11 protein-coding genes are annotated in these 16186 nt (G+C 30.0%); 4 read left to right on the top strand and 7 right to left on the bottom strand.

Annotated features, from left to right (window positions below; genetic code table 11):
• Positions 1-59: 59 nt before the first annotated feature.
• The 3 genes from mutS (at position 60) to Q0352_RS10330 (ending at position 7053) form a co-directional block, all read left to right on the top strand.
• On the top strand, positions 60-2666 hold the full coding sequence (gene mutS, locus Q0352_RS10340) for a DNA mismatch repair protein MutS (RefSeq protein WP_299527223.1): 2607 nt from the start codon (positions 60-62) through the stop codon (positions 2664-2666).
• Positions 2667-2762: 96 nt separating this feature from the next.
• The gene (locus Q0352_RS10335) at positions 2763-4544 is read left to right on the top strand and encodes a carboxypeptidase-like regulatory domain-containing protein (RefSeq protein ID WP_299527222.1); all 1782 of its coding nucleotides are present in this window, start codon (positions 2763-2765) and stop codon (positions 4542-4544) included.
• 67 nt (positions 4545-4611) lie between these two features.
• Positions 4612-7053 (top strand): hypothetical protein, encoded by a 2442-nt coding sequence (locus Q0352_RS10330; RefSeq protein ID WP_299527221.1) that lies wholly within the window; start codon positions 4612-4614, stop codon positions 7051-7053.
• Positions 7054-7117: 64 nt separating this feature from the next.
• Here the strand turns inward: Q0352_RS10330 and ccsA are convergent, their stop codons facing one another.
• The 7 genes from ccsA to pgk form a co-directional block, all read right to left on the bottom strand.
• A complete protein-coding gene (gene ccsA / locus Q0352_RS10325) occupies positions 7118-7921 on the bottom strand; it encodes a cytochrome c biogenesis protein CcsA (RefSeq protein WP_299527220.1) in 804 nt (267 codons plus the stop codon).
• Entirely contained in the window at positions 7921-9171 is a 1251-nt protein-coding gene (locus Q0352_RS10320) for a cytochrome c biogenesis protein ResB (protein ID WP_299527219.1), read from the bottom strand. Before Q0352_RS10320 ends, ccsA begins: the two co-directional genes overlap by 1 nt.
• 32 nt (positions 9172-9203) lie before the next feature.
• Positions 9204-10694 (bottom strand): ammonia-forming cytochrome c nitrite reductase, encoded by a 1491-nt coding sequence (gene nrfA, locus Q0352_RS10315; RefSeq protein WP_299527218.1) that lies wholly within the window; start codon positions 10692-10694, stop codon positions 9204-9206.
• Complete coding sequence (nrfH, locus tag Q0352_RS10310) at positions 10687-11301, bottom strand: cytochrome c nitrite reductase small subunit (RefSeq protein WP_299527217.1); 615 nt, start codon at positions 11299-11301, stop codon at positions 10687-10689. Before nrfH ends, nrfA begins: the two co-directional genes overlap by 8 nt.
• Positions 11302-11322: 21 nt before the next feature.
• Positions 11323-12561, bottom strand: coding sequence for an alginate export family protein (locus tag Q0352_RS10305; RefSeq protein ID WP_299527216.1), 1239 nt, complete (start codon positions 12559-12561; stop codon positions 11323-11325).
• Positions 12562-12762: 201 nt separating this feature from the next.
• A complete protein-coding gene (locus tag Q0352_RS10300; RefSeq protein ID WP_299527215.1) occupies positions 12763-13800 on the bottom strand; it encodes an aldo/keto reductase in 1038 nt (345 codons plus the stop codon).
• A gap of 173 nt (positions 13801-13973) precedes the next feature.
• The gene (pgk, locus tag Q0352_RS10295) at positions 13974-15161 is read right to left on the bottom strand and encodes a phosphoglycerate kinase (protein ID WP_299527214.1); all 1188 of its coding nucleotides are present in this window, start codon (positions 15159-15161) and stop codon (positions 13974-13976) included.
• Positions 15162-15318: 157 nt separating this feature from the next.
• Between pgk and Q0352_RS10290 the strand changes: the two genes are divergently transcribed.
• Positions 15319-16186: DNA polymerase III subunit delta' (locus Q0352_RS10290; protein ID WP_299527213.1), on the top strand; the 868-nt coding region annotated here is incomplete at its 3' end.

The following is a 16186-nucleotide window of genomic DNA, read 5'->3' as shown; positions in this document are numbered from 1 at the left end:
AATTCGTAATTATTAATTAAAAATGTAACTTCGCAAAACTAACTTAATTTCCTAAAAAATTGGCAGCAAAAGACAAGAAAGTCACTCCTTTAATGAAACAATATAATGCTATTAAGGTTAAATACCCAGATGCCATGTTATTGTTTAGAGTAGGAGATTTTTACGAAACTTTTGGTGAAGATGCTAAAAAAGCATCTCGTGTTTTAGGAATTATTTTAGCAAAACGAGGTGCAGGAAGTGAAACAGAAACTGCATTGGCTGGTTTTCCACATCATTCTTTAAATACCTATTTACCAAAATTGGTGAAAGCCGGAATGCGTGTTGCAATTTGCGACCAGTTGGAAGATCCAAAAATGACAAAAACAATTGTAAAACGTGGTGTTACAGAATTGGTGACTCCAGGAGTCGCTTTAAACGATGAAGTTTTACAATCAAAAACCAATAACTTTTTAGCTGCTGTTCACTTTGGAAAAAAATACATTGGAATCTCTTTTTTAGATGTTTCAACGGGTGAGTTTTTAACTGCTCAAGGAAATAGTGAGTATATCGATAAATTACTTCAAAATTTTAATCCAAGTGAAGTGTTGGTTCAAAAACAACACAAAACAAAATTCAGTGAATTATTTGGTGATCGTTTTTATACTTTTTATTTAGAAGATTGGGTTTTTCAACTAGAATATGCGTTGGAAAATTTAACCAACCACTTTAAAGTAAAATCATTAAAAGGTTTTGGTATAAATGATTTAAACGACGCTATTATCGCTTCAAGTACTGTATTATTTTATTTATCTGAAACACAACACAATAAGTTAGACCATATTTCTGTCATCAACAGAATTTCTGAAGATAATTACGTTTGGATGGATCGTTTTACCATTCGAAATTTAGAGTTGTACAATTCAACTTCTGCAAATGCTGTAACCTTGTTAGATGTTATTGACAAAACCATTTCACCAATGGGTGGAAGATTGTTAAAACGTTGGTTAGCATTACCTTTAAAAGACATTAATAGAATTAAAAAGCGTCACGATATTGTAAAATATTTTATAGATAATGATGATTTTTTCGAATTAGCAACCTACCAAATAAAGCAAATTAGTGATATTGAACGCTTAGTTTCAAAAGTAGCAACTGGTAAAGTAAATCCGCGTGAAGTTGTACTGCTTAAAAACTCCCTAAATGCCATAATTCCCATAAAAGAAGCTGCTGAAAAAAGTGATAACGAATCTTTAAAAATTATTGGTGAACAGTTACAAAATTGTAATGCGCTTCGTGAAAAAATCTCTAAAACGTTAAACGAAGATGCACCTGTAAATATTTCCAAAGGAAATGCTATTGCAAGTGGTGTTTCAAATGAATTAGATGAACTTCGTGCACTTTCAACTTCAGGGAAAAATTATTTAGATCAAATGTTGGCTCGTGAAATTGAAACTTCAGGAATTTCTTCTTTAAAAATTGCCTTTAACAATGTTTTTGGCTACTATATTGAAGTTAGAAACACCCATAAAGATAAAGTTCCTTCTGATTGGATTCGTAAGCAAACTTTGGTAAATGCAGAACGTTATATTACGGAGGAATTAAAAGAATACGAAACCAAAATTTTAGGTGCCGAAGAAAAAATTGGCAAACTTGAACACGAGCTTTTTACTGAGCTTATTAGTAATTTGTTAGATTATATTCAGCCAATACAATTAAACGCACAATTAATTGCTCAAATAGATTGTTTAAGCTCATTTGCTGAGATTGCAAAGCAATACAATTATATTCGCCCACTATTAGATGAAAGTACCGATTTAGAAATTAAAAATGGACGTCATCCTGTGATTGAAAAACAATTGCCAATTGGTGAAGAATATATTGCAAACGATGTTGTTTTAAACAGAAATTTACAACAAATTATTATGATTACCGGTCCTAATATGAGTGGTAAATCAGCTATTTTACGTCAAACTGCTTTAATTGTTTTATTGGCTCAAATGGGAAGTTATGTTCCCGCTCAAAATGCACGAATTGGTATCGTTGACAAAATTTTCACCAGAGTTGGCGCTAGTGATAATATTTCTATGGGAGAATCTACTTTTATGGTAGAAATGAATGAAACCGCTAGTATTTTGAATAATATTTCAGAAAGAAGCTTGGTTTTATTAGACGAAATTGGACGGGGAACAAGTACTTACGATGGTATTTCTATTGCTTGGGCAATTGCTGAATATTTACACGAACATCCTTCAAAAGCAAAAACATTATTTGCTACTCATTATCACGAATTAAATGATATGACTAAGACTTTTGAACGTGTTAAAAACTTCAATGTTTCAGTAAAAGAATTAAAAGATAAAGTTATTTTTCTGCGAAAATTAGTTCCTGGAGGAAGTGAACATAGTTTTGGTATTTATGTTGCTAAATTAGCTGGAATGCCTAGTTCTGTAATTCACAGGGCTACAAAAATGCTAAAACAGCTAGAAAAAAACCATACAAATGAAGATGTAAAAGAAACGTTGAAAAATGCTTCAGATGAAGAAATGCAATTAAGCTTTTTTAAATTAGATGATCCTTTATTAGAAGATTTAAAAGAAGAAATTTTATCAACAAATATTGATACCCTTACACCAATTGAAGCTTTAATGAAACTGAATGAAATTAAGCGAATGCTGACGAAAAAGTAAAATGTTAAAATTTTCTTAAAAATGGCGTGATTTTTGATATTTTTTGAATTATAAAATTACTTCTTGTCAAGTAATTACTATGAAAAAAAAATGGCTATGAAAAAAATTACACTTCTTATATTTCTATTCTCATTAACAGTCTCTTTCTCACAATCAACTATTGAAGGTTTTATTTTTGACAAGGAAACAAAAACTTCGCTACCGTATGCAACCATAAAAATTATAAGTGCCAAGAATTATTATACCATTACAAATGAAGATGGAAAATTTGAAATTGATGATAGATTTGCTATAGATTCTTTAGAAATAAGGTTTATTGGGTTTAAAACAAAAAAAGTTGCAGTATCTTATTTTAAAGAGCATTCTAAGTTTTATTTAGCTCCAAATACTTTTCATTTAAATCAGGTTTTAGTTGTTGCAAAAAAGGATAAAAACTATACATATAATCTCTTATATAGTTTAATACAGAAGTATAGAGACAAAGAATTAATAACTAAAAGTAAAGCGTTTCTCACGTTAACCTCATCGGCAAGAGGTATTCCTATTGAAACCGTTGAAGGATTTTATAATAGTGAACAAAGTTTATCGAAAGGAATAGTAGATTTAAAATTAAAAAGCGGTCGTTTTGGACAAAATGCAACTTTTCCTTTTTATAGTTTAAATAATACAGATATTTTAAAAGATTTTCAATTATTTGAAAAATCTGACCAAATACTTCCATTTTATCCTGGTAACTTTACTTTAGGTGCTATTAAAAGTAAGTATCTTGTGGAAATTGATAAATGTGCTTCTTGTGACCAAGGAGATTTATCAATTTCTTTCACTCCTAAAAAGGAAAACGGCAGGCTTTTTTCAGGTACGGTTATTTTTAATAAAGAAACATTAACTATCAAAAAAATAACATTAAGTGGCGAAGATTTAATAACCGATGGTTTATCGTCTATTATTGAAGATGATACTGTAACACCAAAAAGTATTCAACTAAACATTAATTTTAACCCTAATGATTATCATAAAATTCAATCAATAGATTTTGAGTTTAAAATGAACTATAGTTCTAAAGATAATTTTGAAATTATAACTTCACATTCATTGCTCTATTTTTACGATTATAACTTTTCTTTTACAGAGCCTTATTTTACCAATAACATAAACTTTAACAATGATTATGATAAAATTAGAACTCAACAGGCTTCAGAAGAATTTTGGAATATAAATTTTCAATTTCCTAAGAGTTATAGAGAGAAAATGTCTATAGATTTTTTCAAAAAATATGGTTATTTAATTAACTATAACACAACTATTCCATCAGATTATTTACAATATATACGTCCTTCAATAATGGATTGGCAAAAAAATAAGTCTTTAAAATGGGAAGATATTAAGTATAACTTACTAAAAGATGAAGAAAGCACTATAGATCATAAAGCTTATAAACAAGGCGCTACAAAGGCGGTGGATAAAGAGGCTTTTTCTATTTCAGAATTTAAACATAAACCCAACAAATCTGAAATTGATGAACTATTTATCTTTAGCTTTATGTTAGATGTATACACTAATGATTTAGGCGAAAAACAATTTAGCACTAAAACTTTATTCGACAGAAATTCATCTTTTTGCTCTTACAATCGTATCGATAATAAACTTATGTACATCAACTTAATTTTTGATATTTACGAAATTTATAATCAAGAATTAAAAACAAAACTTTCTAAAATTAGCTCTTTTGAAGAAGCTACCGTTTTATGTGATGAAAAATTTGAAGAAGCTTCTTTAATAGTTGATAAAATGAAAAAAGAAACCAATTTAGGTTTAGATTATCAAAACTTGGTAAGATGGAAAACTACAATAAATCAAAAATTATATCCTAAAATCTAACTATTTTACAAAAAACTATTAATGGCTTAATTCTTGCTCGACAAAATAAAAATTTACTATGAAAAATATGAAACAAAGTCTACTCTTATTATTTATTATTTGCTCTTCTTCAATTTTCGCACAAGCCAATATTGAGAATCCAATTATTAAACCACTTCAAGAAAACATTGTATACAGAGAAAAAGTTTTTTTACATCTAAACAAATCTATTTATTTTACAAATGAAACTATTTGGGTAACGGCATATGTAGCTGAAGACGCTGAAAACAAACCATCGGTATACACAAGTAATCTTTCCCTTAATTTGATAGATTCTGAAGGTAATTTAGTAGAACAAAAAACTATATTTATTAAAAAAGGTGTTGGTTTTGGAGATTTTTTATTAAATAAAAACTTACTTTCAGGAAAGTATTACCTACAAGGTTTTACAAATTATATGCTAAATTTTGGCAATGAAAATGTATTTACTCAAGAAATTGAAATTATTAATTCTTCTTTAGAAAAGAATGAAAATCAAGAAGAATATGTAAATTCTTACGATATACAGTTATTTCCAGAAAGTGGTTATTTATTAGAAAATACAGAAAATGTTATTGGTATAAAGGCTTTAATTAATGGAAAAGGATTTCCTTTCTCAGGGAAAATCACAAACTCTAAAGGAGAAGTGGAGAATAATTTTATTGGCAATGAGCTAGGAATGGGAAAATGTGTTTTTAACTATAATGAAAATGAAACCTACACGGCAATTGTAAATATTAATAATACCACTCAAAATATTAACATTCCAAAAGCCAACAAAACGGGTGTAATTTTTAGTGTAGACAATTCTCATGAAAAAGAGCTTATTGTAACTTTAAAAACCAACGAACAAACGTTACCATCGTTACAAAATTCAGATTTAGCATTGCTTTTTTATAGAAATAATTACATAAGTCAGGCGGTTACATTATCACTTATTAATAATGAAGAAACTATACAAGAGTTGGTTTTTGACAAAAGTAAAATGCTAAACGGCGTTAATATAATCACTCTTTTTAAGAACAATCAACCAATTGCTGAACGTAAAATTTTTGTAAATAAGCAACAAGAACAAACTGCCATTTTAATTAATAAACTAAAAACGGAAAACGACTCTATAACTTATAAAGTTAAAACTTTAAATTCGAAATTAGAGCCAATTTTATCTCAATTAAGCATTTCAGTACTTCCTAAAAATTCAAAGAATTTTCAAGAAAATCAAACTATAAAAAGTGCTTTTTTATTAACACCTTATGTAAAAGGAGAAATTGAAGATCCATCATTCTATTTTAAAAACAATAATAAAAAACAAAAAGAGTTTTTAGATTTATTGTTATTAAATCAAGGATGGAGCACTTATTCTTTAGAAGAAAAAATAAAAGAAATAAACCCGCCTGAAAATTATAAATTTGAAAGTGGCTTTACAGTAAATGGTAAGATAAAATGGTATCCGAAAGGGTATAATATGGGTATTATGTCTAAAAAAGGCGGTTTAATTGCCTCAAGTGAAATTAATGAAAACAATCAATTTTCATTTGAAAATGTTTTTGGATATAAAAACGACTCTATTAAAATAGCCTTAATTAAGAACAAATCTCCGTTGGTAAAACCTTTGAAAGTATCTTTCATTGCAGATACTACAACTATTAATAAGTTTAGTTTTATACCAAATAGTACTAACCATAACCCAATTATAAAAGCAGAAATAACTGTTTTAAATGAAGAAAACAACGTTTCAAGTTTTAATAATTACCCCGATGTAGAAGTTTTAAATCAAGTGGTTTTAAAAACTGTGAAGTCTAAAAGAAAAAGAACTTTTTATGATGATGAAATGGATATAGCAAACAAACGTAACACAATCGCTTCTGGTTTTTATGAAAACAAAAAAGTAACTGAAAGTATGGAAGATACCTATCTTCATTTGCTACATTATTTTCAACAAATAGGTATGGTTGAAGGGAATTGTCCTTCTAATTGTATTCTTCGACTCAGAAAAACAAGAAAATCATTTTTAGCTCCTATTGCTAAGCCTATTGTATACATAAATGGTGTTCGAATAGATGAAGATACCCACATTGAAGTTTTAGAAGCTACTTTAATGGGTGAGGTTGATGAAATTTTAATAAATAGATCAGGAGCTGGGGGAGGTCTTGATGCTTCTGGTGGTATTGTAAAAATATTTCTTAAAAAAGCAAACCACAAGTATTATAAATATGGTAAAACTCTTTATAAAGATTTAATTTTATTAACTGGTTTTGATAGAGCCAATGACTATTACAAACCACAATATAATATTTATACTGAAGATGCTTATAATTGGTCGGAAATAGATTGGAAAAACAACCTTCAAACCAATGAAAAAGGAGAAGTTTTTATAAAAATTCCAACAAATGAATTTTCAAATGAATTTCAATTTATTATCAATGGTTTTTCAGAAGATGGATTGTTATTTAATACCATTTATAAAACAGGTGATGAAATTACATTTTAAGAAATAAAAAATATTATTTAAACCGTTAAGTTGAATCAATCTCAGTTTAACGGTTTTTTTATTTTTAATAATTAGTATAGGTATGTACACTTGTATTAGCTACCGGTAAATAATTTACCCCAAACCAACAAACTAATAATACAACAAAGGCAAGTGCTAAAATAGTGAGCGCTTGTTGTGATTTATGTATATGAAAATTACGGTAATGAATGTATATTAAATAACCCATCCAAGTTAAAAAAGCCCAAACTTCTTTTGGATCCCAAGTCCAGTAATGTCCCCAAGCTTCTTTTGCCCAAAGCGCACCAAATAGCAATCCTAAAGTTAAAAAAGCAAAACCTATATATACTAAATTGTCTGCTAATTTTAAGGTTTCCATTTTAAAGTTTCCTTTGTAACTATCGTACCAACCTTTAATCGCAACAATACTTGAAGCTGCCAATACTGCATAAGAAAACAAATACACCAATACATGCGGAATAAACCACGGGCTTTGTAACGCTGGCATTAAGGTTTTTGAGTATGTTTCTGGGTTTAAGTAATTAATTGCTAAAAACATACTTGCCATTACAATACTGTAGGCTAAAAACCATTTATATTTCCAACGAATATAAGTTAGAAAACCTATTAAAGGTAAAAAAGTAGCGTACCATAAACGTGTTTCGCCTAAAGTTCGCATAGGTGGACGGTCTAATTCTATCCACAATTTTATTACAAATAATATTAGAGTTAGCCAACCTGCAACAAATAACAAATTTGCAAATTTAAATATGGATTCTTTTTTATAAGAAATCAATAAAAATAGCAATCCCAATATCCATAATGAAATACTAATAGAGCTATATAAAGGAAAATCTATCCAAGTCATTATTCTTGATTTTTAGTTATTTTATTCCCCATCCAAAACATATAAAATGAGCCTGCAATCATCATAAAAATTCCAATATAGATTAGTGGTAGCCATGGGTCTTTAACGAGCTCTAGAACGCTTAAATCACTCCATTTTCCCATTTTATCATCATAACTCAGCTGGTAAATTTTCCAGCCATTGTGTTTAAAAGGTTTATTTACTTCTAAAACAGTACTAATTCTTTCACCTTCTTTCGTTAAAATATCAATATCTGAGCTGAATTTTTTCACTTCAGGAATCGTCATCACCATAGAATATTCATCACTAATTTTAAGTGATTCGTATGGATATCTAAAACTTCCGCTACTTATCCAAGCAGATTGAATAGAATCATTTTCAATATTTTTAACCGTAATAGCAGCTGACGGTGGCGAACCAATTTCATTCACTTTTTCGTATCTATCACCTATTCTACCTGAATTTGGTAAAAATTCATCTACTGTAACTTCAAAGTTTTTAAATGTATATTTTTCTCCTTTTTCAACTAAGTACAAGTTTTTACCATTGTTGTGGCTAATACTTCCTGTTGTATTATCAATTAGTGCTAATTTTGGATGGTATTCATCAATTATAAAATCTTTTAAATAGAATGCAAAAGGCAATTCTATTTCATTTTTTTGAGCGTCAGTAGCAATCCAACTTGGTTTTCCTTCGTATACATTTATAGATAAGCGTTGTAAATCTCCAGTTCCTAAAACACCTGCAATTAATGCCAAAAATAATCCTAAGTGATTCAAAATAAATCCGAAATTAGACCATTTGAATTGTAAAATTCTTTTAATTGAAATTAATCCTAAACAAGTTAAAAATTGAAATAAAATTAGTAAAAAAGCCCAATTGCTTGTAATATGGTTTAAGCCTAAATTAGTAATAATATTACTTTCTGAAGGAATTTGAGGTATTATTCCCATTATCATAACTAATAATGTAACCAAAACAATACTCGTAATTGATGCTGGTACTTTGGTTAACCAACGTATTATTTGTGTCGATGCAAACCATTTATACAATACAAATAGTACTAAAACATATCCTATTAAAAAAATTAAATTAAATGGATACGATAGTGTAAATGTGTTACTTGTTGATACAAATACTTCTAAAAAGAAGCCTGTTACCATTAAGCCAAACCCGATAAAAAAAGATTCAACGTAACCCCAAGGATTTTCCCAGAGATTACGTTGAATCTTTATATTATTTTCACTCATATGAGATCAAATATAAAGTTTTTTAATAAATATTAATATTTAGCTTCTCTTGCTTTTGCTGCTTCGTCCCATTTAGGAGCTAATTCTTTTAAGAATCTCGCTTTGTCAGCTTCCATTTTTTCCATTGGTAAACCAATGAATTTTTGAGCATCTGCTTTAGTTTCAATAGCTGGATAAGGTACGTCATCATTAAATCCTAAAGTCATTAATAACTTCGCTAATTTAATTCTGGTTTCTTGCGTAATGTCAATACCTTTACCAATAACTCTACCTAATTCAACTGGTGCGTGGAAAGATCCACCGTGAGATGCTGCAGCATAATCCCAACGCCATTGTCCTAAACGAATACCGTGTAAAATATCTTTCATTTGAGCTTCTGTAGCTCCTAATTCCCAACATTTACCTGCTTCAACATGCGCTCTTACTAACAAACGCTCTAATTGGTCACGGTTTTCGATAATACGATCCTGGTTATCAAATACGTTTTTAACTAATTCATCTTTCTCTTCTCTATGACAAACTTGGCAAGAATTTGCAACGTTGTTCAAAGGAGATTGAATGTGGTGATCTGTAAATTTTTGCCCACCTTCTGTTTTATAAGGCATATGACAATCTGAACAAGAAACACCTCTTTGTCCGTGTATACCCATTTTAAATACTTCGTATCCTGGGTGTTGCGCTTTTAACATTGGAGCTTTACTAATTGAATGAGTCCAATCTACATGTCCAACATTATCATAATATTTTTCCATGTCTTCAACAGTTTGACCTTCATCCCAAGGGAATACTAAATAAGGAACACCCTTACTATCTGGAAGGTTTTTGTTGAAATAATACTCAGAGTGACATTGTGCACAAACTAGTGAACGCATTTCATTATGAGAAGCTTTTGTAATATCTTTTCCTTGACGTGCAAAAGCCTCAATTAAAGCTGGTTGCGTAATTGTAAGGTTCATAGATTTTTCATTATGACAGTTTGCACATCCAATTGGATTTACAATTTCTTCACCTTTACTAGCCCATTTACCACTATAGTATTCATTTACACCAATTTCATTAATTAAACGAGGCACATCAGGTGATTTACAAGTCCAACAAGTTGAAGGCATTGGTCCATCATCTGGTCCAGTTGGAGCACCTGTACGTAAAGAAGCTCTTAAATCTTCAATAGCATGTTGGTGTCCACGACCTTGATTGTAATCTTTTGCAAAACCATAACCAGCCCAAAGTACTACCAAACGAGGGTCAACTTCTAGCATATCAATCTCTGCTGAACCATTGTATTTTGAATTAAAGTTACTCTCTTCCGTTTTGGAATAAGATTGAAACTCACGTGGAAAATTTTCTCCCCAAACTTCATTTCTAGGTTCTAATTTATTTATTTTAGTCATTGGAGTATAAGCAAATTTAGCCTCCATTTTACGTTCTGTTATTGAAGAAACTAAAAGTCCTAACAAAAACACAATTACTAATGATGCTAAAAATAACACCCAGTTTTTCCAAGGTTTTCTTGTATTACTCATCTTTTTTATTTTTTTGATTATCTGATTCTTTTAAATATTTACTTAACCAAGCTGGTACTGTTTCATGATGTTCTTCACCTATTTTTCCGTAATATTTTACAGAAGATAAACTATGTATGCTTCCGTGAGGAACTTCTTGGTGACAGGTCCAACATTTTCTTTCGGTTCTATTTTCTTTATGATCTTCAACCAAACCGCTTAATCTGGCATCTGTTACTTGATCTTCATGACATCTTATACAATTGCTTTGAACAACTTCAACGCCTGCTTCTTTCATTCTAATTACTTCTGGCTCTCCGCGTGTTAAGAAAACTGACGCATGATATAAACCATCTTTAGCTTTGAATAGGTATTTTTTAAACACATTATCTTGCGGTACATGACAGTCGTTACAACTTGCCCACTCTCTATGTGAACTATTTTGCCAAGTTGCATATTGTGGTGTCATAACATGACAATTGGCACATGTTTTTGGATCATCTGATAAATAAGATACCGCCTTAGATTCGATAAGCGCATATAATGTAAGTCCAGTCATAGCGCCCATTAAAATTAGTACGGGTAAACGCCATTCAGGTGGTGGAATTAATTTTTTAAAAATGCTCATAATCTTGAATTAAGGATTCTATTATTTTGATGAAAATAATGTTGGTTTAATAGTCAACATTAACCAAGCCCAGTTATTTCCATTTCCGTCGTTATTACCTTTAATTGCTTCTAGTCCTTCTTTCGCAAACATTTGAGAATATCCAGCTCCAATAGATACATCATTATTTAATTTGTGTGAGTACACTAAATCAAGTTCAGTTCCTAAGCTTTTATCTACACCATTAGCAATTTCTGATTGTGCTGAAAAATTATGTATAAAAGCTGTTAAGCTCGATTTTTCACCTAACTTAGTTCCAATTTTAGCATAAATATCTACTAAACCAACACTGTTTGCATGGTTTCCAACATAGAAATAATCCATAAAACCATTGAATTTATGATTAGTTCCGTAGAAAGGTGTAAAAGCTTTGTTTTCAGAAGCATCACCATCGTAAGCATTTCCTGATTGAATTTCTAAACCTAAACCTAAATTTACTTTATCTGAAGCTTTATATCCTAAGTCTAACCCTACTAAATAAGCACTTAAATCACGATCTGCAACATCTTTACCTGATTGTAAATAAGCGTTTACTGCGACATTTAAGTTACTTGATGCTTTAAAATTTAAGTTAGTACCTAATGTTTGGCTGTAACGAATTTCTTCAGCAGCTACATTTTGTAATCCATTGTTTAAGAACAAAAAGCTTGCTTTTACATTGCTCCAGTCTTTATGAAACCAAGCATATTGCATTGCTTTGTAATTTCCGGCAACTGTGTATAAATTACCAAATAATGCTTCTGCATCTTGGTTATAGGCAATACCTAAATCTAATTTGTAGTTTTCATTTCCAAATTTGAAGATTGCTGCATCATGGCTACGACCTTGTTGTGCCCAACCAACGTTTCCAAACATACGGCTATCATCATAAATTATTTCCTGACGACCTAATTTTACTGAAAAATTTGGGTTGAATTTTACTTGCCCCCAAGCTTCATGAACTGATAAACTATTACCATTATCTGCTAATTGTTTTACATCTCCCCAAACTCTAACATCTTGAAAGCTTAAAAAGAAAGTGTAATCATCTGTAACATACTTTGTGTTTAAACGTGTACGTTGTGATACAAATAAGGCAGCATCTGAACCATCTGCTGTTAAGGTTTTGTATCCGTTTCTGTATTCTGCACGTGGTCTTAATTCACCACTAATAGTTAACTGTGCATAACTTTGCACTGAAACTAGTACTAAAATTGCAATTAATAAATTTTTAAAATTCATTTTTTATTTATTTGGTTTAAGATTGTAATAATTGTTACAAAATAACAATATGTCCAAATATTAAAAGATGATTTTTATCAGCTAATAAGATATTTTTATCTTTTATTGAAACATTAACCAAAATATCCCACTTTGGAAATAACATTTCTGATGATGAAGTTTAACTATATATATAAAAATTAACTGATGTAATATAGAAATTTATGGTGCTGGATTTGGTTGTAATTCTTGTATGAAATTAATTTTTTGAAGAGTTTCTTTTGAAAGTTCCACGTGAATACTTTCAATATTTTCTTTTAATTGTTCTAAAGTTGTTGCACCAATAATATTTGAAGTAACAAATGGCTGCTGGTTTACAAAAGCCAATGCTAATTGTGCTAGACTTAAATTAAGCTCTTTCGCTAAATCAGCATATTTTTGAGTTAAAAAATGTGCTTGTTTACTATTGTATCTTACATAAGCAGGAAACAATTTTAATCTTGAATTATTTGGTAAATTTCCATTTAAATATTTTCCGGATAACATACCAAAACCCAAAGGTGAATAAGCTAATAAACCAACATTTTCGCGCATTGAAACTTCGGCTAAATTAATTTCGAAAGTTCTATTTAATAATGAATACGAATTTTGAATGGTTTTACAACGTGTTAAGTTATTGTAGTTACTCTCTGTTAAATGACGCATTAAACCCCAAGAAGATTCATTGGAAACTCCATAATGACGAATCTTCCCTTCTTTCACCAAACCATCTAATGTTTCTATAACTTCTTTAAAATTATCTTCCCATTTTTCATTTGGATTATGAACGTAGTTTCTTTGTCCAAAAAAATTAGTATTCCTATCAGGCCAATGTAACTGATAAACATCTACATAATCAGTTTGTAAACGTTTTAAACTTTTCTCTAAAGCGCTGTGAACAACTTGTTTTGAAAAACCTAAATTTTCTCTTATATACTTAAAATACTCGTTAGGACCCGTTACTTTGGTAGCAACTATCAACTCATCTCTTTTTTGATCTTTTAACCAACTTCCTATAAATCGTTCTGTACTTCCTTGAGTTTCCTTTTTCCCAGGAATAGAATACATTTCAGCAGTGTCAATAAAATTTATTCCTTTTTCAACAGCATAATTTAATTGTTCATGGGCTTCAATTTCTGTATTTTGCTGACCAAAAGTCATGGTGCCTAAACATATTTTACTTACTGTAATATCTGTATTTGGAAGGGTAGTGTATTTCATTTTTTTTTTGATTTGTTGAATGGTATATTTATTTAAATATCAAAAGTAAAGAAATAATTCCTCACTCAAAATTTATGATGTAACAATAAAAAACCATTTTCTTTTAAAAAAGAAAATGGTTTATATATGAGATATAAAACACACTTCGACAAGCTTAGTGTGACAATACTCGTTTATTTTAAGATAGCTTCAATACCTGGTAAAGTTTTACCTTCTAAACTTTCTAACATAGCTCCACCACCGGTAGACACGTAACTTACTTTGTTTTCAAAACCAAATTGTTTTACTGCAGCAACTGAATCTCCTCCTCCAACAAGTGAAAAAGTTCCGTTTTTAGTTGCATTTGCAATAGAATTTCCTAAGGCAATTGTTCCTCCTGCAAAGCTTTCCATTTCAAAAACTCCTAAAGGTCCATTCCAAAGAATTGTTTTAGATTGGTTTACAATTTTATCAAATAATTCTCTTGATTTTGGTCCAGCATCTAAACCTTGCCAACCATCAGGAATACTATTTATATCACAAATTTGAGTATTTGCATCATTACTAAAATCATCAGCAGCTATTACATCAACAGGAATATGAACTTGTACTCCTTTTTCTTTTGCTTTCTTCAAAATTTCTAATGCCAACTCTAATTTATCATCTTCACAAATTGAATTTCCTACTGTACCACCAAGTGCTTTTACAAATGTAAAACTCATTCCACCACCAATAATTAAGTGATTTACTTTGTCTAAAATATTTTCAATAACTGTAATTTTTGAAGATACTTTTGCACCTCCTAAAATAGCCAATACTGGCTTTTCACCTTCTTCTAATATTTTCTTCAAACTCACAATTTCTTGCGCTAATAAAGCACCAAAACATTTATTTTCTGGAAAAAACTGAGCTACAATTGTTGTTGATGCGTGCGCTCTATGTGCTGTACCAAATGCATCATTCACATAAATATCTCCTAACTTTGAAAGTTTTTTTGAAAACTCTAAATCGCCTTTAGTTTCTTCTGCATAAAAACGTAAATTTTCTAACAATAACACTTCTCCCATTTGTAATTCTGAAGCTGCTTTTTCTGCAATTTCACCTACACAATCAGTCGCGAATTTTACTTCAACTCCAATTATTTCAGAAACTTTACCAATAATGTGCTTTAAAGAATATTTTTCTTCAACACCTTTTGGTCGTCCTAAATGAGACATTAAAATAACTGCCCCTCCATCTTCTAAAATTTTAATAATTGTTGGTTTTGCAGCTTCTATTCTAGTTGCATCTGTAATATTAAAATTTTCATCTAAAGGTACATTAAAATCTACTCTAATTAATGCTTTTTTTCCTTCAAAACTTATGTCTTGTATTGTTTTCATTTCTAATAAAATTTAGTACTACAAATATAAATTATTTTAAACTAAGGACTCTAGTTTTTTACGAAACCGATTTCATAATCTTATTTTAAGATTGAAAATTAAAAGATTAAATAGCATCTCAATTTATATTTGCTGAAAATGTTTTACTTTCGCTTAGATGAATTTTTCTGAAATTTTAGGACACGAACATTTAAAAACTCATTTAATGAAATCTACCGACAATGGTAGAATTTCGCACGCCCAATTGTTTGTAGGTAAAGAAGGTTCAGGCACTTTAGCAATGGCTATCGCTTATGCGCAATATATTTTGTGTAGCACAAGTACTGATCAAGAAGCTTGCGCTTTAAAATGTGCTAAATTAATGCACCCCGATTTACATTTTGCGTTTCCAGTTGCAACAAATGATGTTGTAAAAAATCATCCAGTAAGTAATTTATTTTTAGAAGATTGGCGTAATTTCATTCAATTAAATCCGTATGGAAATTTATTTGAATGGCTACAATCTATTGGTATTGAAAACAAACAAGGACAAATTGGTGTTAACGAAGCTGAGGAAATTGTAAAATCTTTACGACTGAAATCATACGAAGGTGGTTACAAAATAATGATTATTTGGATGGCAGAGAAAATGCATACTTCTGCGGCAAATAAACTGCTTAAATTATTAGAAGAACCTCCTGAAAAAACAGTTTTTCTATTAGTTACAGAAAACGAAGAACATATTATTACAACTATAAAATCACGTTGTCAGGTTTTACATTTTCCTATAATAGCTGAAGCTGACATTGTTAACTATTTAATTGAAAAAGAAGGCACTGATCAACCAATTGCACAGCAAATTGCCCAACAATCTGACGGAAATATCAATAAAGCCTTGCATTTATTGCACAATGATAATGCAGATGAGCAATTTGAACAATGGTTTATTACCTGGGTAAGAGCAGCTTTTCAAGCCAAGGGAAATGCTTCAGTAATTCAATTATTAATTGATTGGAGCGATACTATTTCAAAAACTGGAAGAGAAA

The organism is uncultured Lutibacter sp., from assembly GCF_937891065.1.
GTDB lineage: Bacteria > Bacteroidota > Bacteroidia > Flavobacteriales > Flavobacteriaceae > Lutibacter.
Note: the sequence above shows the minus strand (reverse complement) of the source record. Positions and strands in the feature narration are given on the sequence as shown.